This window comes from Kribbella sp. CA-245084 (assembly GCF_050942355.1).
GTDB lineage: Bacteria > Actinomycetota > Actinomycetes > Propionibacteriales > Kribbellaceae > Kribbella.
This window is the reverse complement of the sequence record NZ_CP192053.1, coordinates 5,211,395-5,233,159: the sequence shown is the minus strand read 5'-3', so window position 1 is coordinate 5,233,159 and position 21,765 is coordinate 5,211,395. Positions and strand designations below refer to the sequence as shown.

The 21,765-nt window shown below is 68.0% G+C and carries 22 protein-coding genes; 15 read left to right on the top strand and 7 right to left on the bottom strand.

Annotation, left to right across the window (positions count from 1 at the left end; translation table 11 throughout):
• Positions 1-167 precede the first annotated feature (167 nt).
• The 5 genes from ACQPYH_RS25040 to ACQPYH_RS25020 are packed head-to-tail and all read left to right on the top strand — an operon-like array spanning position 168 to position 4,322.
• Positions 168-1,310, top strand: a complete 1,143-nt coding sequence (locus tag ACQPYH_RS25040) for a CaiB/BaiF CoA transferase family protein (RefSeq protein ID WP_432875895.1) — start codon at positions 168-170, stop codon at positions 1,308-1,310.
• Positions 1,307-2,107 carry a citryl-CoA lyase gene (locus tag ACQPYH_RS25035; RefSeq protein WP_432875894.1) on the top strand — a complete coding sequence of 267 codons (801 nt, stop codon included), beginning with the start codon at positions 1,307-1,309 and terminating at the stop codon, positions 2,105-2,107. Before ACQPYH_RS25040 ends, ACQPYH_RS25035 begins: the two co-directional genes overlap by 4 nt.
• 11 nt (positions 2,108-2,118) lie before the next feature.
• Positions 2,119-2,982 carry a hypothetical protein gene (locus ACQPYH_RS25030; RefSeq protein WP_432875892.1) on the top strand — a complete coding sequence of 288 codons (864 nt, stop codon included), beginning with the start codon at positions 2,119-2,121 and terminating at the stop codon, positions 2,980-2,982.
• Positions 2,979-3,338: a hypothetical protein gene (locus ACQPYH_RS25025; protein WP_432875890.1), complete on the top strand. Its 360-nt coding sequence runs from the start codon at positions 2,979-2,981 to the stop codon at positions 3,336-3,338. The genes ACQPYH_RS25030 and ACQPYH_RS25025 overlap by 4 nt, the downstream gene beginning before the upstream one ends.
• A 9-nt stretch (positions 3,339-3,347) precedes the next feature.
• On the top strand, positions 3,348-4,322 hold the full coding sequence (locus ACQPYH_RS25020; protein WP_432875888.1) for a quinone oxidoreductase family protein: 975 nt from the start codon (positions 3,348-3,350) through the stop codon (positions 4,320-4,322).
• On the opposite strand, the gene ACQPYH_RS25015 is transcribed toward ACQPYH_RS25020, so the two are convergent.
• Both ACQPYH_RS25015 and ACQPYH_RS25010 read right to left on the bottom strand, forming a co-directional pair.
• Positions 4,306-4,953, bottom strand: coding sequence for an ATP-dependent Clp protease proteolytic subunit (locus ACQPYH_RS25015; protein WP_432875886.1), 648 nt, complete (start codon positions 4,951-4,953; stop codon positions 4,306-4,308). The genes ACQPYH_RS25020 and ACQPYH_RS25015 overlap by 17 nt on opposite strands.
• Before the next feature lie 82 nt (positions 4,954-5,035).
• On the bottom strand, positions 5,036-5,965 hold the full coding sequence (locus ACQPYH_RS25010) for a nucleoside hydrolase (RefSeq protein WP_432875884.1): 930 nt from the start codon (positions 5,963-5,965) through the stop codon (positions 5,036-5,038).
• A 64-nt stretch (positions 5,966-6,029) separates the two neighbouring features.
• Between ACQPYH_RS25010 and ftsH the strand changes: the two genes are divergently transcribed.
• Positions 6,030-8,120, top strand: a complete 2,091-nt coding sequence (gene ftsH / locus ACQPYH_RS25005; protein WP_432875882.1) for an ATP-dependent zinc metalloprotease FtsH — start codon at positions 6,030-6,032, stop codon at positions 8,118-8,120.
• Positions 8,121-8,232: 112 nt separating this feature from the next.
• On the opposite strand, the gene ACQPYH_RS25000 is transcribed toward ftsH, so the two are convergent.
• Genes ACQPYH_RS25000 through ACQPYH_RS24990 form a run of 3 tightly spaced genes read right to left on the bottom strand, consistent with a single transcriptional unit; the run spans position 8,233 to position 12,628 of the window.
• Positions 8,233-9,666 (bottom strand): DUF4832 domain-containing protein, encoded by a 1,434-nt coding sequence (locus ACQPYH_RS25000; RefSeq protein WP_432875880.1) that lies wholly within the window; start codon positions 9,664-9,666, stop codon positions 8,233-8,235.
• Between the two features lie 17 nt (positions 9,667-9,683).
• The gene (locus ACQPYH_RS24995) at positions 9,684-11,417 is read right to left on the bottom strand and encodes a DUF4832 domain-containing protein (RefSeq protein ID WP_432875877.1); all 1,734 of its coding nucleotides are present in this window, start codon (positions 11,415-11,417) and stop codon (positions 9,684-9,686) included.
• 59 nt (positions 11,418-11,476) lie between these two features.
• Positions 11,477-12,628, bottom strand: coding sequence for an ROK family protein (locus ACQPYH_RS24990; protein ID WP_432875875.1), 1,152 nt, complete (start codon positions 12,626-12,628; stop codon positions 11,477-11,479).
• 169 nt (positions 12,629-12,797) lie between these two features.
• On the opposite strand from ACQPYH_RS24990, the gene ACQPYH_RS24985 reads away from it, so the two are divergent.
• Entirely contained in the window at positions 12,798-13,778 is a 981-nt protein-coding gene (locus ACQPYH_RS24985) for a Gfo/Idh/MocA family protein (protein ID WP_432875872.1), read from the top strand.
• A gap of 11 nt (positions 13,779-13,789) precedes the next feature.
• Positions 13,790-14,782, top strand: a complete 993-nt coding sequence (locus ACQPYH_RS24980; protein ID WP_432875869.1) for a Gfo/Idh/MocA family protein — start codon at positions 13,790-13,792, stop codon at positions 14,780-14,782.
• Here ACQPYH_RS24980 and ACQPYH_RS24975 read toward each other — a convergent pair.
• Complete coding sequence (locus ACQPYH_RS24975; protein ID WP_432875867.1) at positions 14,779-15,687, bottom strand: SDR family oxidoreductase; 909 nt, start codon at positions 15,685-15,687, stop codon at positions 14,779-14,781. The genes ACQPYH_RS24980 and ACQPYH_RS24975 overlap by 4 nt on opposite strands.
• A gap of 88 nt (positions 15,688-15,775) precedes the next feature.
• Here ACQPYH_RS24975 and ACQPYH_RS24970 point away from each other — a divergent pair, with 88 nt between their 5' ends.
• Complete coding sequence (locus ACQPYH_RS24970) at positions 15,776-16,339, top strand: TetR/AcrR family transcriptional regulator (RefSeq protein WP_432875864.1); 564 nt, start codon at positions 15,776-15,778, stop codon at positions 16,337-16,339.
• On the opposite strand, the gene ACQPYH_RS24965 is transcribed toward ACQPYH_RS24970, so the two are convergent.
• Positions 16,296-17,540 carry a low temperature requirement protein A gene (locus ACQPYH_RS24965; protein ID WP_432875861.1) on the bottom strand — a complete coding sequence of 415 codons (1,245 nt, stop codon included), beginning with the start codon at positions 17,538-17,540 and terminating at the stop codon, positions 16,296-16,298. The genes ACQPYH_RS24970 and ACQPYH_RS24965 overlap by 44 nt on opposite strands.
• 121 nt (positions 17,541-17,661) lie before the next feature.
• Here ACQPYH_RS24965 and ACQPYH_RS24960 point away from each other — a divergent pair, with 121 nt between their 5' ends.
• The 6 genes from ACQPYH_RS24960 to ACQPYH_RS24935 all read left to right on the top strand — a co-directional run bounded on the left by ACQPYH_RS24960 (position 17,662) and on the right by ACQPYH_RS24935 (position 21,723).
• Positions 17,662-18,417, top strand: a complete 756-nt coding sequence (locus ACQPYH_RS24960) for an SDR family oxidoreductase (protein ID WP_432875858.1) — start codon at positions 17,662-17,664, stop codon at positions 18,415-18,417.
• Positions 18,414-18,662: a hypothetical protein gene (locus tag ACQPYH_RS24955; protein WP_432875855.1), complete on the top strand. Its 249-nt coding sequence runs from the start codon at positions 18,414-18,416 to the stop codon at positions 18,660-18,662. The genes ACQPYH_RS24960 and ACQPYH_RS24955 overlap by 4 nt, the downstream gene beginning before the upstream one ends.
• A gap of 16 nt (positions 18,663-18,678) precedes the next feature.
• Positions 18,679-19,554, top strand: a complete 876-nt coding sequence (locus ACQPYH_RS24950) for an RNA polymerase sigma-70 factor (protein WP_432875852.1) — start codon at positions 18,679-18,681, stop codon at positions 19,552-19,554.
• A 12-nt stretch (positions 19,555-19,566) separates the two neighbouring features.
• Positions 19,567-19,923 carry a hypothetical protein gene (locus ACQPYH_RS24945; protein WP_432875849.1) on the top strand — a complete coding sequence of 119 codons (357 nt, stop codon included), beginning with the start codon at positions 19,567-19,569 and terminating at the stop codon, positions 19,921-19,923.
• A 61-nt stretch (positions 19,924-19,984) separates the two neighbouring features.
• Entirely contained in the window at positions 19,985-21,055 is a 1,071-nt protein-coding gene (locus ACQPYH_RS24940) for an LLM class flavin-dependent oxidoreductase (RefSeq protein ID WP_432875847.1), read from the top strand.
• Entirely contained in the window at positions 21,052-21,723 is a 672-nt protein-coding gene (locus ACQPYH_RS24935; RefSeq protein WP_432875844.1) for an NADPH-dependent F420 reductase, read from the top strand. Before ACQPYH_RS24940 ends, ACQPYH_RS24935 begins: the two co-directional genes overlap by 4 nt.
• Positions 21,724-21,765: the final 42 nt, after the last annotated feature.

The following is a 21,765-nucleotide window of genomic DNA, read 5'->3' as shown; positions in this document are numbered from 1 at the left end:
ATGGCGGTCATCGGGGCGATGAGACTCACTATCTGAGCGCCGGTGCCGGGGTGTCAAGGGTTCGGGTGGGTGGTTGAGAGGGTGGTTGACAGCCGAACGCCGAGCGGCTGAGACTGAAGCGATCTAGCCGCGCGGACAGCTGTCCGCGAATCTTGCTGGGAGGTCGCGTGACGGGTCCGCTCTCGGGACTGCTGGTGGCCGACTTCTCCCGGATCCTGGCCGGCCCGTACGCGACCATGCTGCTCGCCGACCTCGGGGCAGACGTGGTCAAGGTCGAGGCGCCCGGCGGTGACGACACCCGGTCCTGGCAACCACCGGTCCGCGACGGCATCTCGACGTACTACCTCGCGGTGAACCGGAACAAGCGGTCGATCGCGCTCGACCTGAAGGACGCCGAGGACCTCGCGGCCGCGCACGAGCTGGCGCGGCGCGCGGACGTGCTGGTCGAGAACTTCCGGCCGGGTGGACTGGCCCGGTTCGGGCTGGACTACGAAACTGTTGCCAAGGGCAACCCCAAGCTGATCTACGCCTCGATCAGCGGGTTCGGATCGGGGCCGAAGGGCGCCGCGTTGCCCGGGTACGACCTGATCGTGCAGGCGATCTCCGGATTGATGAGCCTGACTGGCGACCCGAAGGGCGAGCCGTTCCGGGCCGGTATCTCGGTCTTCGACGTGATGGCCGGGCTGCATGCCACGATCGGCGTGCTGGCCGCGCTCAATGCGCGCCACGAGACCGGTCGCGGCGAGCACGTCGAGGTCAACCTGATGTCGTCTGCGCTGTCCGGCCTGGTGAACCAGTCGAGCGCGTACGTCGCGGGTGGCGTCGTACCGCTGCGGATGGGGAACAGCCATCCGAGCCTGTTCCCGTACGAGCCGCTGCCGTGTGCGGACGGGGAGCTGATCATCACGGCCGGGAACAACGGGCAGTTCCGCAAGCTGGTCGAGGTTCTCGGCGTACCGGAGCTGGCCGACGATCCGCGGTTCGACCGGAACGAGAAGCGGACCGCGAACCGCGAGGAACTGCGGCCGTTGCTGATCGAACGATTGTCGACCAGAACCAAGCTGGAGTGGTTCCGGGACATCATCGCGGCCGGGGTGCCGTGCGGGCCGATCAACACCGTCGACGGCGGCATCGCGTTCGCCGAGGACCTCGGGCTGGATCCGGTGGTCACGATCGGCGGGATCCCCGGGGTCCGCAATCCGATCACGTTCACCAGCGACACCAGCGACGCCGCGTCGTACCGGCTCCCGCCGCCGTCGCTGGACGAACACGGCGCCGAGCTGAGGAAATGGCTGGAGGGCGAGAGATGAGCGACGAACACGCGGCACCGCCGGCGTTCCCGACCTCGCTCGGTACGTCGACCGCTGATGAGATCCGCCTGCTCGGGCAGGATCTCACCGCGGATCTGATGGGCAAGGTGGGGTTCGGCGAGCTGGCGTTCTGGCTGGTCACACTGCGCCGGCCGACACCGTCGGAGACTCGCGTGTTCGAGGCGGTCCTGGTCGCGCTGGCCGACCACGGGTTCACGCCGACCGCGATCGCCGCGCGGGTCACCTACCTGTCCGCACCGGATTCCCTGCAGGGGGCGCTCGCCGCCGGTCTGCTCGGTGGTGGATCCCGCTTCCTCGGGGTGACCGAGGACTGCGGGATGTTCCTCCACCAAGCGCTGGCCGGCGGCGAGCCGCCGACAGACGAGACCGGCTGGGACGAGCTCGCGCTGGAGCTCGTCAAACAGTCCAGGGCCAACGGAACCTTCATCCCCGGCCTGGGACATCCGGTCCACAAGGTCCAGGACCCGCGGACGCCGGTGCTGATCGACCTCGCCCGCGAAGAAGGCCTCGAAGGTCCGCACCTCAAACTCTTCCAGGCGATCGGCCGCGTCCATGAGCAGGTACTCGGCCGCAAGCTGCCCTTGAACGGGGCCGGAGTCTGCGGTGCGGCGCTCGCCGACCTCGGATTGCCGGTCGAGCTGCTGCGCGGATTCGCCTTGCTGGCAAGGGCTGCCGGGCTGCTCGGCCAGCTTGCCGAGGAGCGTCGCCGGCCGATCGGGATGGATATCTACTCCACCGTCGACCGCAACGCTGTGTACGTCGATCCGGAATCCTGAAGGAGCATCGTATGGCCACTGTCGCCGCCGTGATCGCCTCCACGCATCATCCGTTCTACTACCGGGCCAGCACCGCGACGGGCGCGGACCGGCCGCCGTTCGCCGACGAGTGGGTGGCGAAGATCGAGGCGTTTCGCGAGACGCTGACGAAGGCCCGGCCGGACATCCTGGTGATGGTCGGCAGCGATCACTTCCACCAGCTGTGGCTCGACAACATGCCCCAGTTCCTGGTCGGCAAAGCGCCGTACTTCGACGCGAACTGGTACAACGAGGAGCGGGAGTTCGGGCTGCCGCGGATGCGACTGGCCGGGGACGAGCAGCTGGCGTCACACATCCTGCGCAACGGCCTGGACGCCGGCTTCGATCTTGCCTTCAGCAACGAACTGCGGATCGACCACAGCATCACCTGCCCGATCATCACGCTGCGCCCGGACGCGGACCTGCCGATCGTGCCGATCTACACGAACATCTTCGCTCCGCCGCTGCCCCGCCCCGGCCGGTTCGTCGAGCTGGGCCGGACGATCCGGCAGCTGGTCGAGTCGTGGCCGATCGACAAGCGGGTGGCGATCATCGGCACCGGACACCTGTCGCTGGAGCTCGGCGGGCCGCGGCAGTTCGGCGAGCACGGGCCCGATCCGGAGTTCGACCGCAAGGCAGTGGACTGGATCGCGAGCGGTGATCTCGACGGGTGCATGTCCGAGGTCACGCTGGACAGCCTGCATCAGCCGGGCAACGCGACGCACGGGTTCATGGACTTCATGCTGATGATGGGCGTCGCGGGTGCGGGTGCGAAGGCGGATCACGTCGATTCACTCGACCTGTTCCACACGATGGAGGCGTACTTCACCTGGTACCCGAACGGAGTGCCGGCATGAGCAAGTACTTGCTGAACAAGTTCCTCTACACCGTCGACCGGGATCCTGACCTGGTCGAGCGGTACCGCGGGGACGCCGCCGGGACAGTGAGCTGGTGGGAGCAGGAGATGGCGAACCAGCTGCTGAACTGTCCGGTGGCGGAGAAGTCGACCTGGCTCGAATTCACCGACGAGGAGCGGCGTGCGTTGCGCGAGCACGATCATGTGGCACTGTTCGGGCTGGGCGCGCATCCGTTCCTGACGCTGACGTTGTTCATCGCGATGTTCGAGCGGGATCATGGGCCGCTCGAGTACCAGAAGGCGTACGGGCGGGCGCTGCAGCAGCACTCGTTGCCGTATCCCGACATCGCTACCTGAGGAGGACGCGTGCGAGCCGCAGTACTGCACACTCACGGCGAACCGCCGAAGCACGTCGAGCACCCGGATCCCGTCGCCGGGGAGGGCGTGTCGATCGTGCGCGTGACGGCCGCTCCGGTCGTTCCGCTGGACCTGTTGTGCGCTTCCGGTACGTCGTACTTCGGCCCGCCGGCGTTGCCGTACGTGCCGGGTGTGCAAGGCGTCGGGGTGGTCGAGCAGTCCTCCGTGCTAGCGCTAGGGACGCGGGTGTTCTTCGCGACCTCGGCCGGGATGGCCGCGGGGGACGGGAGCTTCGCGGAGCGAGCCGCCGTACCCGATGCGGACCTGATTGCATTGGAGACACCGGTCGCGGATGCGGCAGTGGCGGCGATCGGGCTGTCCGGGGTGGCCGGGTGGATGACGTTGACCTGGCGAGCTCAGCTACAGCCGGGGGAGCAGGTGCTCGTGCTCGGCGGTGGTGGTGCCGTGGGTCAGGTCGCGATCGGTGCGGCCCGGGTGCTCGGTGCGTCGCGCGTCGTCGCCGTCGCCCGGTCGGACGCGTCGAAACAGCGGGCGCTCGCTGCCGGTGCCGACGAGGTGGTTGCCGCGAGCACCGATGTCGACGAGCTGACGAGCCGGCTCGGTGCCCCGTCGTACGACGTGGTGATCGACTCGGTCTTCGGCACTGCCGCGACGGCCGCGGCGCGGGTGCTCGCGCCGGGCGGCCGACTCGTCAACCTCGGCGGATCGTCGGGAGATGAGGCGGTGTTCTCGTCGGCCGTACTGCGGGGCCGGACGGCGAGCGTGCTCGGGTACACGAACAACGCGTTGACGGCGGACCAGCGGCGGGAGGCGTTGACCGCCGTACTCCACCACGCGGCTTTCGGGGCCATCGCGGTCGCGCACGAGACGGTGACGCTCGACGAGGTCGCGAGCGCGTGGAAACGTCAGGCGGCCGGCGAAACCGACGGCCGCCTCGTGCTGACGATCACAGCAGCTGGGTGATCAGGCCGTAGTCCTTCGCTTCGTCGGCGGTGAGGACGCGGCCCGGGTCGAGGTCGTTCGTCACCTCGTCGGGTGAGCGGCCGGTTGCGTCGGCAATCAGGTCCCGGAGGCGGCCGAGTTGCCGCGCGTGCTCGCCGGCGAACGACGCGAGCTGGTCGGCCGTGCCGTCGGCTGTGACCTTGGGCGTCGACAGGACGAACACCGTGTGGCGGTGGGCCTCGCGCTGCGCAGCGGCGGCGAGCACGGCGATCGCGGGACCGCGAACGGTGCCACGGGCAACGACGTGAACCGGCGCGCTGATCAGGTCGATCGCGGCTGTCAGGGCGAGCGCGGCATCCAGCTCGGAGTCCGTCGAGGACAAGTGCAGGATGATCGGTTCGTTGCTGCGAGCATCAAGTAGCAGCAGCTGCGCCGCCACGTGACTGGCCAACGCGTCGTCCAGCCGTCCGTCGACCAGGATCGTCCGCTCCGCCAGCAGCCGATCAGCAAGCTCCCGCTCGAGACTGATCGACATCGGCTCGTACCAAGAGGGCAGGATCGGCTGCGGCGCGACTCCAGGCTGCGGAGGCACCCCCGGCTTCGGGATCTCCGGGCCCGGTGGCCAGGTCGCGGCTGGTTTCTCGAGGTGCATGCTTCCTCCTGGTTGCGTCGTCCTGTCCACCCTGCGACAGACGTCTGCCGGGGAGAAGGGTCTTCCGCTGTCAGCAGACGAGTCAGCTGAGGGCAGACACGGCGGCGACGATCCGGTCCCAGAAGGCGGCTTGGTCGAGCGTTACTGCGATCTGCGCGTTGGGTGGGCGGCCGGTGTAGCCGTCGAGGTCGACGACGGTTGCGCCAGCGGTCCACTCGCCTTGGGTCTCGATGACAAGGTTTGCGTCGACGCAGCCGACGATGGCCGGGTCGATCACGCGCGCGACCGCAACCGGATCGTGGAGCGGTGGTGACTCGAAGCCGAACAGCTCCCGGTACGTCGACGCGAAGAACGTCATCCACTCCATGCACACCTGCGCCAAGGGCGTCCCGAGCTGTTCGAAGCGCGCGAGTACGTCGGCCGTCACCAGCGCCTGATGCGTCACATTCAGCCCGCACATCGTGAACGGCACCCCGGACCGTACGACGAGCTGCGCCGCCTCGGGGTCGACGTACGCGTTGGCCTCGGCGAGGGGTGCGATGTTGCCGCGGTCGGTCGATCCGCCCATCCAGACGATCTCGGTGATGTTCGCCGCCAGACCCGGCTCGTCCGACAGCAGCCGCGCGATGTTCGTCAGCGCCCCGGTCGCCACGATCGTCGCCGGCGTCGTCCGCAGTACGTCGACCAGCAGCTCCTGCGCGGAGTACGGCGACTCCTGCACCGACGGCTCGTCGTCGAAGAGCGGTCCGTCGAGACCGGTCGTGCCGTGGACGTCGTCCGCGATGCGCAATCGCCGTACCAGCGGCCGATCCGCACCACGCGCGACCGGGACGTCGGACACGCCGGCGAGCGACAGCACCCGGCGCGCGTTCACCGTGCATTTGTCGACGGTCTGGTTACCGGCCACGGTCGTCACTGCGAGCAGGTCGACGGCCGGATCGGCGACCGCGAGGAGGATCGCCATCGCGTCGTCGTGGCCGGGATCGCAGTCGAGGACGAGAGGTCTTGCCATGCGCCAGGGTACGACGCCGGAGTCGTTGCTGTTTCCGGGACGGTTCAGGTCCTATGTTGGCTTCATGAGCGACAAGGATCAGCCGCCGCCGCAGGACCAGTCCACGGCCGACCGCGGCCAGGGCAACGGTCGGGACTCCGGCCAAGGCCCAGGGCCGGGCTCTGCTCAAGGGCCTGGTCAGGGCGATCGCGGCGACGGGTCGCAGCGGCCTCCGCACAAGCCGTGGCGGACCGAGGGACTGCCGCCCGGTCACGGTGACAGCGACAAGCCGCGCCGCCCGAAGTGGTGGAAGTGGGCCGCGTGGATCGTCGGCGGGTACCTCGTGCTGTTCCTGCTCACGACGATGCAGGACCAGTTGGCCGGCGGCGAGCAGACCATCGCGTACACCGACTTCACCGCGCAGGTGCAGAAGCAGAACGTCGCCGAGGTTTTCGCCCGCGGCGACACCATCCAAGGCCGGCTGAAGAACGCCGCGCCGGTGCCGGGCAAGACCGACCAGAACTTCACGAAGTTCACCACCGAGCGGCCGACGTTCGCGAACGACAACCTGTACGCCGACCTGCAGAAGGGCGGCGCCACCGTCCGGGCGACGCCGGTGGTCGCGCAGCGTGGCGTGCTGGTGAACCTGCTGATCTCGCTCGGCCCGTTCATCCTGATCGCGGCGTTCTACTGGTGGCTTTTCCGCCGGCAGCGCGCAGCGGGCGGGCTCGGCGGCGTCGGTGGGCTGTTCGGCGGTGGCGGCCAGCAGAAGAAGCCGGTCGATCCGAGCACGGTGCGGGTGACGTTCGCCGACGTGGCGGGGATCGACGAGGTCGAGGCCGAGATCGAGGAGGTCGTCGACTACCTCAAGGATCCGGACAAGTACCGGCGACTCGGCGCGCGGGCGCCGAAGGGCGTGCTGCTCGAGGGCGCGCCCGGTACCGGTAAGACGCTGCTCGCCCGCGCGACCGCGGGGGAGGCCGGCGTACCGTTCTTCTCCGCGAGCGCTTCGGAGTTCATCGAGATGATCGTGGGTGTCGGCGCGAGCCGGGTCCGGGAGCTGTTCGGTGAGGCGCGCAAGGTGGCGCCGGCGATCATCTTCATCGACGAGATCGACACCATCGGCCGTGCTCGCGGCGGTGCCCGTTCGATCGGCGGGCACGACGAGGGCGAGCAGACGCTGAACCAGATCCTCACCGAGATGGACGGCTTCTCCGGCACCGAAGGCGTGGTCACGTTGGCGGCCACGAACCGCGCCGACGTCCTCGACCCCGCGCTGCTGCGGCCCGGGCGGTTCGACCGGACGATCACCGTGAACGCGCCGGACCAGCCGGGCCGCGAAGCGATCCTCAAGGTGCATGCCCGCGGCAAGCCGCTCGCGCCGGACGCCGACCTGAACGCGCTGTCCAAGTCCACACCGGGCATGACGGGAGCCGATCTTGCGAACCTGCTGAACGAGGCAGCGCTCGCAGCGGCGCGGCAGGGCGAGTCGCAGATCACCCAGCGCGATCTCACCGATGCGCTCGAGAAGATTCAGCTCGGTGCGGCGCGGAATGTGGTCATGCCGGAGGAGGAGCGCCGGCGTACGGCGTACCACGAAGGCGGGCACGCGCTGCTCGGCATGATCCAGAAGGGCGCGGACCCGGTTCGCAAGGTGTCGATCATCCCGCGCGGCCGTGCGCTGGGCGTGACGCTGTCGACGCCGGATGCCGACCGCTACGGGTACGACGTGGAGTACCTCCGCGGCCGGATCATCGGCGCACTCGGCGGGATGGCGGCCGAGAAGGAGGTGCTCGGCGTCGTGACCACGGGCGCCGAGAGCGACCTGGAGACGGCGACCCGGATCGCCCGCTCGATGGTCGGGCGGTGGGGCATGTCCGACGCGATCGGCCCGGTCTCCATCCTCCCGTCCGAGGGCGACGCCCGGACGGCGGGCGTGTCCGACGAACTCCTCAACACCGTCGACGCAGAGGTCCGCAGCCTGATCGAACAGTGCTACGCCGAGGCCCGCCGCCTCCTCCGTGACAACCGCCCCCGCCTCGACTCCATCGCCGAACAACTCCTCCTCCACGAATCCCTCGACGAAGCAGACGCCTACGCCGCCGCCGGCATCCCCCGCGAGGCCCGCGCGGCCACAGCCGCCCAACCCCAACCCGCCCCCCGCGACGCGAACTGACAGCGCGCCCGTTTGGTGGGTAAGCCAGCCGGCCTGAGGGTTGGCCAACCGGAATCCGGTTGGCCAACCCCCGCTCTGATGGGTATACCCACGAAAGCGGCGCTGCTGGCGCCTATCCGATAGTCACCGTTTGCTGTAGATCGTTGTAGCCGGTGGTTGGTTGCCAGGTGCCGTTGTTTGCGAGTTGTACTGCGTAGACGGCGTTGTAGGTTTCGGTGGAGCCTGGTAGGTGGGACTGGGACTGGAGCTTGGGGTCTGCGATGTTGAGTAGGACCTTGTACTTGCCTGCGGGTAGCTTGACGCTCCAGTTCAGGCTTACGGTCTGGCCGGCGCCCCAGCGGCGCGGATCGGCCGGCACGTTGACGCGGTAGGTGTGCTTGGAGTTCTGGAACACCAGCTGCACCTGGCGTGGGTTGTACGGCGCCGCCCAGCCGTCGTTCCGGATCTTCACGCCGACGTCGACCTTGCCGTGCGACTGGCTCACTGTGCTCTGGGTCATTGCGAACCGGTAGCCGAGCTTCTGCTTCGCGATGTTGATGTTGTCGCCCCAACTGGCCAGCACGTCCGGGTGGTACTCGATGTTCAGGAACGAGAAGTGCAGCGCGGCCATCTCGGCCGACGCGGACGGCCACTCCGAGCGCGGCGCGTCCACGCCACAGGTCTCGCCGCCCTCCGGCACGTAGTTGGTGTCCTGGGCAACGAAATCCTTGTCGAGCTGAATCGGGTCGCTCAGGTACGTCCCGAAGTCGTCCGGGCTGGCCAGGAAGCAGTCGTTGTGCTGCCCGATCCGCGCGACCGCGGACCCGTTGTAGGCCTGCTGCGCGGTCAGCCCGCCCGCGGTACCCGTCGGCACGCCGTACATCCGTTGCTTCATGTACGGCGTCCGCACCTGGACCATCTTGTCCTTCGGCAACGCCTGGAGCAGCGCGTCGATGACGGCCTTGCGATCGGCCCAGTTCTGATCGGAGACCTGGCTCGGGTCAGCCGGGTTCGAGAAGTAGTCGGTGTAGTAGCCCTCACCCCAGAGCCCGACGAAGCCGGACTGGACGACCGCGATCATGTCGGCGTTCTTCCGCAGGATCGGCGTCAGTTGCTTGATCTGCTTGACGACCCGGGCGACCGGCGCATCGCCGTACGGCGTCGGCGGCGGCCAGCCGTCACCGGGCAATGCGTAGGCGAACCGGACGATCATCTTCACGCCGGCCGCCCGCGCCGTGTTGAAGTCGGCCTGCATCAGGTCGAGGTAGTGCTGGTCGATCACGTCCTGCTTGGAGAACTTCTCCAGGTAGAACAGCCGAAGGATCTGCGTGATGTGTTCCTGGGTGCGGAAGTTGCGCAGCTTGGTGACGTCGAGCGGGACGTAGCCGGAGTTGTCGGCGTAGTAGTGCGTCTCGGCGTGGTGGTAGAAACCGCGCTCCTGGTTCGAGATCACTTCGTCGGAGGTGGTGTAGGTGACGGTGGTACTCGGCGGAGCGTGGTGTGCCATGGCGGTCTGGGTCGGTAGCAACAACCCGACCACCGCGAGGCTTGCGGCAAGCCGTCTCATGCTGGTGTCTCCTCGGACTAGCTGACGGTGAGCGTGTGCAGGAGCGAGTTCATCCCGGTGCCTGCGTCCCAGGTGCCCTGGTTGGCGAGGTGGATGGAGTACTCGGGGCGAGTGGACAGGAGCGGATCCGGCAGGTTCAGCAGCAGGGAGTACGAACCTGCCGGAAGATTCGTGGGCAGCGTGAGCGTCTGCGAGACAGTGGTCGACGTACCAGCCGTCCAGCGGCGCGGGTCGGAGCTCATCGCGAGTTTGTAGGTGGAGCCGCTCGACGTATTCCGCAGTACCAGCTCGAGGCTGCGGGGGTTGAAGGGCGTCGCGTAGCCGTCGTTGTGGACAGTGAACGAGATCGGCAGGCTGCCGCCGGCGGAGGCTGTCGCCGGGTAGGTGCCGGATTCGAGGCGGAAGCGGTAGCCGAGGTTCTTGCTGATGTCGGCGAGGCAGCCGCCGCTGTTCCACGAGTTGAGGACGGTCGGCTCGTAGTCGGTGTTGATGAACGACCAGTGGAACTGCGCGAGCTCGCCGGTCGCGGTCGGGCAGCTGGAACGCGGCGGGTTCGAGCCGCAGGTCTCGCCGCCCATCGGGACGTACGACGTATCGGCCTGCAGGTACGGGTACTCGACGGACGGGTTCTCGTACGTGCCGAAGTCGTCGGGGCTGGCGAGGAAGCAGTCGTTGTGGTGACCGATCCGGGACAGCGCCGAACCGTTGTAGGCGGCACCCGGTTGTACGGCGGTCGTCGAGTACATGGTGCGCTTGAACTTCGGCGTACGGAGCTGGATCATCCGGGTCGACGGGACGACGCTCAGCAGCTTGTCGGTGACGGCCTTGCGATTGGCCCAATCGGTCGACGTGACAGTGCCGGCGTTGCCGAAGTTCTGCGTGTAGTACCACTCACCCCAGGCACCGATCAGGCCTGCTTGGACAACCGCGATGACGTCTTTGCCGGAGCTGAGGTACGGCGCCAGTTGGTCGAGGTGGGCGAGGATCCTGTCCTTGGTGGTGTCGTCTCCGGCGGTCGAGGTCGTGTATGCGAAGCGGAGGACCATCTTCAGGCCGGCCGCCCGGACGGTGTTGATCTGCTGCTGGAGCTGATCGAGAGCCGCTTGTGCGATCGGCCCGTTCTTGTACTCCGCCAGGTAGAAGACGCACATCACCAGCGAGATGCCTTGGCCGGTGCGGTAGCTCTGCAGGGTGCTCTGGGAGAAGTCGGCTTTGTCGCAGTCACCGGTGTGGTGGTAGAACCCGCGCTCCGGATTGGCGAAGTTGTCGGTCGACGCTGTGTAGGTCACGCCGCCGCTGGTGCCGCCGGAGTACACGTGGGTGTACTTCGTGGAGGTCTCGAGTGGCGCTTCCACCTGGAAGATCAGGTCGGCATCGTTCGGGGTCGCAGTCTCGCCGAGGTCGGAGCGGTTGACGGTCCATTGCGCGACTCCGCCTGAGCTGGAGAACGTGACCGTGCGGATCAGCGTCCAGCTCCAGCCGGTGCCCGTGTGCTGGTAGAGGCTGCCGTTCTCAAGCAGGTAGTCGGCGCCGGTGCCTGCTTGCGCGAACCCGGTCGACGCGTTGCGGTCGGTGTCCACGTACGCGCGGAGGAACTGCGGGGTGCCGGTGTAGGAGAAGCGGTAGGTGACGGTCGTGGCGGTGTTGGTCGCGGAGGTGCCGCTGATCGTCGCCTGGGCGGGGGAGACCAGCAGGGCAGCAAGCAGTGCACCGGTGAGGAGTGCGCTGAGCAGGCGGAACGGACGCATCATGATGCTTCCTCTCGCTGGGCGGGGCGATGGGAATAATCATGGAGTCCAGGAAAATTATGTCAAGGTCTCAGGCCGGTCCTGATCGTCGCCTCGACCTCATCGAGCGCGAGCCGTACGGCGCCGAGCGCGACCCCTTCGTCGGCAAACGCCGAGACACGGATCTCCGGTGTCCGCAAACACCACCGATCCAGCTCGCGCCGCAGCGGCTCCACCATCACGTCCGCCGACCGTGAGAACCCACCGCCGATCACCACCAGCTGAGGGTCCAACGTCAGCACGAGCGCCGAGGCCCCGACCGCAAGGTCCCGCACATAGTCACGGACGGCCTGGACTGCACCTTGATCACCCGTCCGCGCGGCGATGAACACGGTCTCGAACTCGACCGGAGCGGACGGCGAGGGGGAGGAGGCCGCGGTGCCCTCGAGCCAGTTGGTGAGGTGTTCCGGGGCCCGTAGCCAGCCGGCGGCCGGGAGGGCGCCGATTTCGCCGGACCAGTTGGCGAAGCCTCGGTGCAGTTTGCCGTCGATGATCAGGCCGGCGCCGGTGCGGAGGCCCGCCAGCAGGAACACAACGTCCTTTGCATAGCGGGCGACTCCGTGCCAGGTCTCCGCGAGCGCTGCCAGCTTGCAGTCGTTCTCCACCCGGACGGGTCCGGGGACAAGGCGGCGTACGTGGGCGGCCAGGTCGACGCCGCTCCATTCGGGGAGGGAGTCGGACAGCATGACCTTGCCGGAGCCGTCGACGAGGCCGGTGGTCGCGACGCCTGTGGACCAGATCTGGCCGGCCTCGACGCCCGCGCCGGCCAGCGCCTTCGCGACGCAGCGGTCCATCACCGCGAGTCGCTCGCGTCGGCCCGCCTCGGGATCGACCGTGATACGCGTCTGGTTCAGCACTTTGCCCTCGAGATCGGTGGCGAGGGCGAGCGCCTTGTGTCCGCCGATGTCCACTCCGAGCAACCGCCCGGCCCCGGCGTTGAACCGGTACCGCCGCGCCGGCCGCCCGACCGACCCCGACGCGGGCGCGACCTCGGCCAGCCAGCCGCGTCCGAGCAGGTCGCGTGCAACATCTTCGGTCGAAGCGCGCGACAGTCCCGTCCGTTTGGACAATTCGGTGAGCGTCAGCGGCTGATCGCCCCGCAACTCCCGCAGTACGGCGGATGCGTTGAGCTGGCGCAACCGCGAGAGATCCCCGCCGACCGGCTCCTCGCTCATCGTCGCTCCTCACGTTATCCAGGACTCCTGGATAACTATAAGCACTCGGACTGCGCACGGATCTCACCGTGTGAAAGGGCGCGCCGCACCCCTGTCCAGACCTCCTGACAACGTTGTACCGTGATCTGCCGACGGTCGATCCGAAACGTTTCCGCATCAGGAGGACCAGGTGTCCAACCCACTGAAGATCGCGACCCTCAGCTTCTGGCACGTGCACGCCGGCGATTATTCGAGGCAGGCCAAGGCGCACCCGGGGACGGAACTGGTGGCGGTCTGGGACGACGACCCGGACCGCGGCAAGTCCGCCGCCGAGCAGTTCGGGGTCGAGTTCACCGACGACCTCGACGCACTGCTTGCGCGCGAGGACCTCGACGGCGTGGTGATCACGACGCCGACCGACGTCCACCGCGATGTGATGGTCAAGGCGGCCCAGGCAGGCAAGCACATCTTCACCGAGAAGGTGCTCGCGCCGACGGTCGCCGAGGCCGAGGAGATCGTCGCCGCGACCGACGAGGCCGGTGTGAAGCTGATCGTGTCGCTGCCGCGGCTCTACCACGGCTACACGCAGGCGATCAGCGAGGTCATCGACGACGGCACGCTGGGCACGATCACGTACGGCCGGGTCCGGCTGTCGCACGACGGCGCCATCCCGCGCGACGGTGTCGAGGGCTGGTTGCCGCAGCGGTTCTTCGAGCCGTCGACCGCGATCGGCGGCGCGCTCACCGACCTCGGCTGCCACCCGGTGTACCTGACCCAGTTGTTCCTCGGCGCGCAGCCCGACACGGTCACTGCGACGTACCGCTCGATCGCCGAGCGCGGTCTGGAAGACAACGCTGTCGTAGTCGTCGGGTACCCGAACCAGAAGATCGGCGTGATCGAGGCCGGGTTCGCGAGCAACAACCCGTTCACGATCGAGCTGTTCGGCACCGATGGGACGCTTACCTATACAGACGCGGGCAACGTGCTGCTGGTGAACGGCGAGCAGGTGGGCGTGCCTGAGCACTCGACCGATGCGTTCGCGCAGTGGGTCGACCACATCAACAACGGGACCCGTGCAGACGACAACATCGCGCGCGCAGTCGAGTTGACCCGTTTGGTGGTGGCTGCGAACGAGGCCGCCAAGACCGGTAACGCCATCGCCTACAACTGAGGAGACTTCCGATGATCAAGGTTGGGCTCATTGGGGCCGGCGGGATCGCGTCGGCTCATATCAAGGGATACCGCGCGCACGCCGACAAGATCGGCGTGACGGCGGTTGCGGATGCGGTCGAGGAGACGGCCAAGAAGCGCGGCGAGGAGCTCGGCGCCGCGGCGTACACGGACTACCGGGAGATGCTCGCCAACGAGGAACTGGACGCGGTCGACATCTGCCTGCCGCACCACCTGCACCGGGACGCGATCGTCGCGGCCGCCGAGGCGGGCAAGCACATCCTGTGCGAGAAGCCGCTGTGCCTGTCGGCCGAGGAAGCAGCCGATGTGCGCAAGGCAGTTGTCAAGAGCGGCGTGACGCTGATGTGTGCGCACAACCAGTTGTTCATGCCGGCTGTCGCCAAGGCACGTGAGCTGCTGCAGGCGGGCACGATCGGCACCGTTTACGAAGTACGGACGACCGACAGCTTCTATAACGACTTCGACCCGAGTTCGATGGGCTGGCGGGCGAGCAGCAAGACGAGTGGCGGTGGCGAGCTCATTGACACCGGGTACCACCCCACCTATCTGATGCTGCACCTCGCCGGCGGGCTGCCGGTCGAGGCGACCGCGATGCTCTCCACGCACCGGTTGAAGTTCATGGAGGGCGAGGACTCCGCGCAGGTCCTGATCAAGTTCGACAACGGAGTCGTCGGTCAGCTCGTGACCAGCTGGGCTTACCAGCCGGCTGCCTCCACCGAACGCTTCTCCGCCGTCGGCGAGCTCGGCTCACTGACCAGTGACGGTACGACGCTGTCCTACCGCCTGCGGTCCGGCGAGACCGAGACCTTCGACTTCGAACCGGTCGACACGTTCATCGCCGAGATCGGCCACTTCGCCGATTCCCTGCTCGGCAAGACCCGTCCGCTGCACACCGAGGAGGAAGGGATCGCCGTCCTCGGCATCCTGCTCGCGGCGTACGAAGGCTCACGGTCGAAGACGATCGCGCCAGTACTGAAGGTCTAGCCCTCGAAGTAGAACCCCTCCGCCAGGTCCGCGAGGAGACCCGGGTGCGTGGGCTGCCAACCGAGCAGCTCACGCGTCCGGGCCGAGGACGTCGGGCTGTTCATGGTGGCGAACCGACCGAGAAAACCGAGGTACTGCGGTGCCTCGTCCGGCGTGATCGAGCGCACCGGCAGGTCGAGTCCCGTACCGATGGCCTCGGCGATTGTGCGGAACTCGATGCCTTCGTCCTGGACGGCGTGCAGGCGGCTGCCCGCGGGTGCCGACTCGAGGGCCGAACGGTAGAGCGTCGCGGCGTCGAGCGTGTGCACGGACGGCCAGCGGTTGGACCCGTCACCGACGTACGCCGAGAAGCCGTTCTGGCGGGCGAACGCGATCAGCGAGGGCGCAAAGCCGTGGTGGTCGAGCCGGCTGTGGGTGATCTGAGGTAGCCGGATGATCGACGAGCGGACGCCCTTGGCGGCGAGCTCGATGACGAAGTTCTCCGCGTCGATGCGGTACCCGCCGGACGGATCGAAGTCCTCCTCGGTGCCCGTCCGGTCCTTGACGATGCCGGCGAGCATGCCGGTGCCCGACGTACTGACCAGCGGCTTGTCGGTGCCGGCGAGAGCGTCGCCGATCGCTTGCAGCGCGGCGAGATCGGACGCGGCCGCGCCGGCCATGTCGCCCGCCTGCATAGCGTCGTGGCGGAACGCGAGATGCACGACTCCGTCCGCCGCGGCCGCCGCTGCCTGCAGGCGCTCGAGGTCGTCGAGGTCACCGCGAACGGCCTCGGCGCCCCAGCTCGTCAGGCGTTTCGCCGACTCGTCCGACCGGGCCAGGCCGAGAACCGAGTGGCCGTTGTGCAGGAGCTCCGGTGCGACGGCCGAACCGACGTGCCCGGATGCTCCGGTGATGAACACGCGCATTGGGAGATCCCTTCAGGTGATGTCATTGACTGACATCACAATGCTACAGGTTCTGATGTCAGTCAATGACATCAGCTAGGATCGACCCATGGGACGGTGGGAACCGGACGCGGCCGGGCGATTGCGTGAGGCGGCGATGGCGCTGTACGCCGAGCGCGGGTACGACGGCACGACCGTCGCCGAGATCGCCGACCGGGCCGGTGTCACCGCGCGCACGTTCTTCCGGCATTTCGCGGACAAGCGCGAGGTGCTGTTCGCCGGATCCGAGCTCCTCGAGCAGCTGATGGTGAAGGCGCTGGCCGATGCTCCGGCGGACGCGACACCGATGGAGGCGGTCGCGGCCGCCGTCCTGGCGTCGGCCGAGTTCTTCGACGACATCCGCCGCGAGTATTCGCGCCGTCGTCAGGGCGTCATCAACGCGACCCCTGAGCTTCGCGAGCGCGAGCTGATCAAGATGGCTGCGCTGACGTCCGCGCTCACCAAGGGCCTGCTCGAGCGCGGGGTGGCTCCCGACGTCGCGCCGCTCGCGGCCGAGACCGGGGTCGCCGTGTTCCGAGTCTCGTTCGAGCGATGGATCTCCGATCCGGACGGCGAGCCGATCGTCGACATCATTCGTTCGACGTTGAAGACGCTGTCTGGTCTGACTGCTTGACGCTCTCGTCCCAGGACGCGACGGCGACGAGCGCGACACAGGTGGCAGCGATGAGGACGAGGTCGGCCACCGAGCCGAGCTGCGGGGTCGCGAGCGGCAGGAGCAGCAGGATCACCACGCCGGCGAACGACGTACCGAGGTGGATGCGGGACGGCTCCGAGATGATCCGGTGCACGGCCCACAACAGTGCGACGAAGCAGGCGGCCGGTACGGCGACCGAGTAGCTCGCGGCGGTCGGGGAGATGTGCAGGTCGTGGCTGGTCTGCTCGACGACGACCTCCAGGCCGGCGCCGAGCGCGGCGAGCGACGCGAAGATGCCGTAGTGGCCGTAGCCCCAGCGGTACGAGCGATCCCGGCGCTCCTCGAGCCGCGGACCGGCAGGACGCAGGAAGTACAGCCACCACAACGCGAACAGGATCACCAAACCGCACGCGGCGACCGCGATCAGCTCGGCGCTCACCTCGGTCTCCTCGACAGCACGCCGTACTGCGTTGGACGAGGCCAGGACCGCTTCGCCGAGCAGGATGATCGTGAACAGCCCGTACCGCTCGGCGATGTGGTGCGGATGCCAATGCGTCGCCCGGGGCCGCTCCGCCCACAGCGGCACGGACAGCTCGAGGATCGCGAGGGCGATGAACGCGAGGAGCAGCACGGTGTCGGACGCGCCGTTGTCGGCCAGATACAGCCGCCCGAACCAGCCCAGCTGCAACGCCCCGATGCCGAACGCGTAGCGGAACGCAGTACGGCGTGAGTCCGGGTCTTCGATGCCTGCGCGCAGCCAGAGCGAGATCAGGCCGAGCCGCATCACGAGGTAGCCGGTCGTGACCATCAGATAGTCGCCGTGGTCCGCGGCCGCCGGGACGCCCGCCGCGAGCAGCAGCACGCCGGCCATCTGCACCATGGTCAGGATCCGGTACGTCACGTCGTCGGTGTCGTACGACGAGGCGAACCAGGTGAAGTTCATCCAGGCCCACCAGATCGCGAAGAACACCTGCAGGAACGGCAGCAGCCCGTCGCCGCCGTGGCCGTCGACGATCGTGTGCGCGAACTGCTCCGTGACCGCGGCGATCGCGATCACGAAGGTCAGGTCGAACAGCAGCTCCAGCTGGCTGGAGACCCGGTTCGGCTCGTCGATCGGCCGTGCGGTCATCCGCACGCGGATCCGGACCGTGGCGTTCGGCACGGTGTGTCCCTTCGTCAAGACGTCGTCATCAGTGAGACAGGACACAAGCCCCAGGTGTGACTGTCACAAGCCCGAGGCCTGCCCTGTCTTACCTGATGACAGCGCACAGACACGTAAAGACAATCGAAGGGGATCTGCGATGAAGATCGTCATCATCGGCGGCACCGGTCTGATCGGCACGAAGCTGGTGGCGAAGCTCACCGAGCACGGCCATGAGGCGGTGCCGGCCGCGCCGAGCACCGGTGTCAACACCATCACCGGAGAGGGCCTGGCCGAGGTGCTCAAGGGCGCCGACGTCGTGGTCGACGTGGCCAACTCGCCGTCGTTCGAGGCCGGGCCGGTGATGGAGTTCTTCAAGACCTCGACCGGCAACGTGCTGCAGGCCGAGGACGCGGCCGGGGTCCGGCACCACGTCGGGATCTCCATCGTCGGCACCGAGCGGATGCCGGAGAACGCGTACTTCGCCGCGAAGATCGCCCAGGAGGAGCTGATCAAGGCCTCCGGTCTGCCGTACTCCCTGGTGCACTCGACGCAGTTCTTCGAGTTCGTCGCGCCGACCGCGGACGAGGGCACCCGCGACGACGGCAAGGTGCACATCGCGCCGGTCGCGTGGGCGCCGATCGCCGGTGAGGACGTGGCGAAGAACCTCGGAAAGGTCGCAGTAGGCGAGCCGCTGAACGCGCGGATCGACATCGCCGGTCCGGACGAGTACCGGATGGACGAGTTCTTCCGGAAGGCGCTGGCGCAGCGCGGCGACAACCGCGAGGTCGTCTCCGACCCGCACGCGCGGTACTTCGGCTCCGAGCTGAAGGAGCGCAGCCTGGTCCCGATCGGCCCGGCCACCCTCGGCGAGCTGCACTACGACGAGTGGTACGCCGCTCAGGCCGGTCGATGACGATGGGCCTCAACGACGCCGATGAGCAATTCCTGCAGGCCCTCGAGGTCGAGGTCGACGCCGACATTCGGCTGAACGCGGCGAACACCCCGGCCGAGGACGACCTGGGATCGCCCGCGGACTGGCTGCTCGACCCGGTCGAGGCGCAGGAGGAGGCCGTCGAGCTGCACAGCCTGCACGACGCCATCGCAGTGCTGGAGGGTGACGACGAAGCTGACGCCGGCTCGGCAATATCCTCGAGCTGACGAAAGCGGGGTATGGATGGCGGATGAGCCGACCGAGCTCGACGACGCGGTCGCGGTCTTCAACGAGGTGCGACCGCGCCTGATGGGGATCGCGTACCGGATGCTGGGCAGCCACGCCGAGGCCGAGGACCTGGTCCAGGAGGTGTGGCTGCGCTGGCAGGCCGCGGACCGCAGTACGGTCCAGAGCCCGGCGGCGTACCTGTCGACGGCGGTGACCAGGCTCGCGATCAACGCGAGCCAGTCCGCGCGCGCCCGGCGGGAGACCTACATCGGGCCGTGGCTGCCGGAGCCGGTCGACACCAGCGCTGATCCGTACCTCGGTGCCGAGCGCGGGGAGGCCTTGAGTTTCGCGGTCCTCCTCGTGCTCGAGCGGCTGTCACCCACCGAGCGGGCGGCGTACATCTTGCGCGAGGCGTTCGACTATCCGTACGACGAGCTGGCCGCGATGCTGCAGTCGACCGAGCCGGCGGTGCGGCAGCTGGTCAGTCGGGCGCGGAAGCGGATCCGGGCGGAACGGCGTACGGAGGTCAGCGGGAGCCAGCAGAAGAAGTTGCTCTCGGCCTTCGTCGAGGCGGCGCGGTCGGGCGATCTCGCCGAGCTGGAGCAGTTGCTGGCCAAGGACGCGATCAGCTACTCCGACGGCGGCGGGGCGGCGCGCGCGTCGAGGTTCCCGGTCGTCGGGCGGGATCGGGTTGCGAAGTACTACCGGTCGTTCCACACCCGCTTCTGGGTCGGCGTCGAGGTCGAGTTCAGTACGGCGAACGGCCGTGCGGTCGCCCTGCTCCGGCGCGACGGCGAGGTCTTCGCGGTGTGCACCGTGATCGCGTCGGCCGACGGGATCGACGAGGTGCTGATGCAGATGAACCCCGCGAAGCTCACCGCCGTCGCATGAGCTGGAGGAGATGTGTTCAAGCGCAGCGATCATGCTGTCGTGCACCGCTTCGCGACGGCATGCCGCGCCGGTAGTGCCGGTGCGATCCGGAGCCTGCTCGCCCGTGAGGTGGTCGCGATCAGCGACGGTGGCGGGCAGGTGGTCGCCGCGATGGGCCCGGTCCGGGGTGTGGAGCAGGTCGCGCAGTGCCTGGCCGAGCTGTTGACCCCGGATCTCGATCTCACCGTCGAGGCAGTCAACGGCCAACCCGGCGTCGTACTCCGCCGCGCCGCCGCAGTGGTCGCGGTCGTCAGTCTGCGCGTCGCGGGTGCGAAGGTCGCCGCGGTCTGGATCGTGCTGAACCCGGACAAGCTGCGGCACTGGGTGTGACCCTCTCCGGGGAATGAACGCCCCCTGATCTGGTGTTGACGTGTCAACCTAGAATTGTCGGGTGAGCGGACAGGAGAGTGGAGACATGGCCGAGTTGGCCACGGTGGACTTCGGGTTGGACACCTTCGGTGACATTCCGGTGGACGACACCGGCGCGCCGTTGACGGACGCGGCGGCGATCCGGCAGGTGGTCGAGGAGGCGGTCCTGGCCGACCAGATCGGCGTGAACGCGATCGCCCTCGGTGAGCACCACCGGCCGGAGTACTCGATCTCCTCGCCGGAGACGGTGCTGGCCGGTATCGCCACGAAGACGTCGAACCTCAAGCTCGGCTCCGGTGTCACCGTGCTGAGCTCGGACGACCCGGTGCGGGTGTTCCAGCGGTTCTCCACCGTCGACGCGCTGTCGAACGGGCGGGCCGAGGTCATCCTCGGGCGCGGGTCGTTCACCGAGTCGTTCCCGCTGTTCGGATACGACCTGGCCGACTACGACAAGCTGTTCGAGGAGAAGCTGCAGTTGTTCGTGCAGCTGCTCGACGAGAAGCCGGTCACCTGGGAGGGCACGGTTCGCGCCGCGCTCGACAACGCCGACGTCTACCCGAAGACCGAGTCCGGACGGCTGCACACCTGGGTCGGAGTCGGCGGGTCGCCGCAGTCCGTCGTCCGTACCGCGTACTACGGATTGCCGTTGATGCTCGCGATCATCGGCGGGGCGCCGGACCGGTTCGCGCCGTACCTGGATCTGTACAAGCGGGCCGCGGAGCAGTTCGGGACCGTCGCGCATCCGGTCGGGATGCACTCGCCGGGGTTCGTCGCGGAGACGGACGAGCAGGCGAAGGAGATCTTCTACGCGCCGTACAAGGTGATGCGGGACCGGATCGGCGCGCTGCGCGGCTGGCCGCCGTTGAAGCGCGAGGAGTTCGAGTCCGAAGTACTGCACGGATCGATGTACGTCGGGTCGCCGGAGACAGTCGCCCGCCGGATCGCTGATGCGGTCGGCACGCTCGGGGTTTCGCGGTTCGACCTGATCTACTCGGGCGGTCCGTTGCCGGTGAGCGCTCGGATGAAGGCCGTTGAGCTGTACGGCACGAAGGTCATCCCGTTGGTACGCGACATGCTCGCGGAGTCCAAGTGACGACGATCGGGATCCTGGGGGCCGGCAAGGTCGGGACCGTTCTTGCCCGGCTCGCGATCGCCGCTGGGTATCGCGTGCTGATCGCCGGCTCGGGTGACGTGTCCAAGATCGCGCTGATCGTGGAGGTCGTCACGCCGGGCGCCGTGGCCACGACTGCTGCCGAGGCGGCGACGGAGGCCGATGTGGTGATCCTGGCGCTGCCGCTCGGGAAGTACCAGACGATCCTGGTCGACGCACTGCGCGGAAAGCTCGTCATCGACGCCATGAACTACTGGTGGGAGGTCGACGGCATCCGCGACGACCTGACCGATCCGCGGACGTCGTCGTCGGAGCTGGTCCAGGACTTCCTGCCCGGGTCGCGCGTGGTCAAGGCCTTCAACCACATGGGCTACCACGACCTCGACGAAGGCGCCCGGCCTGCAGGTGCGCCCGACCGCAAGGCCATCGCCATCGCAGGCTCGGCCGTCGAGGCGGCGGAGGTGGCTCAGCTTGTCGACGCTCTTGGCTTCGACCCGGTCCTCGCCGGCCCGTTGTCCGAAGGGGTCCGCCTCGAACCGCACACCGAGATGTTCGGCGCGAACGTCACCGCCGACGAGGTCCACGCGATCCTCGACCGCTTCCCCGAAACCCCCCGCGGCCAACTCGTCGCCGAAGCTCGCGCCGCTTGATGGGGTCTTTGAGCACCCACCAACCAAAAATCCGTGCCGGAA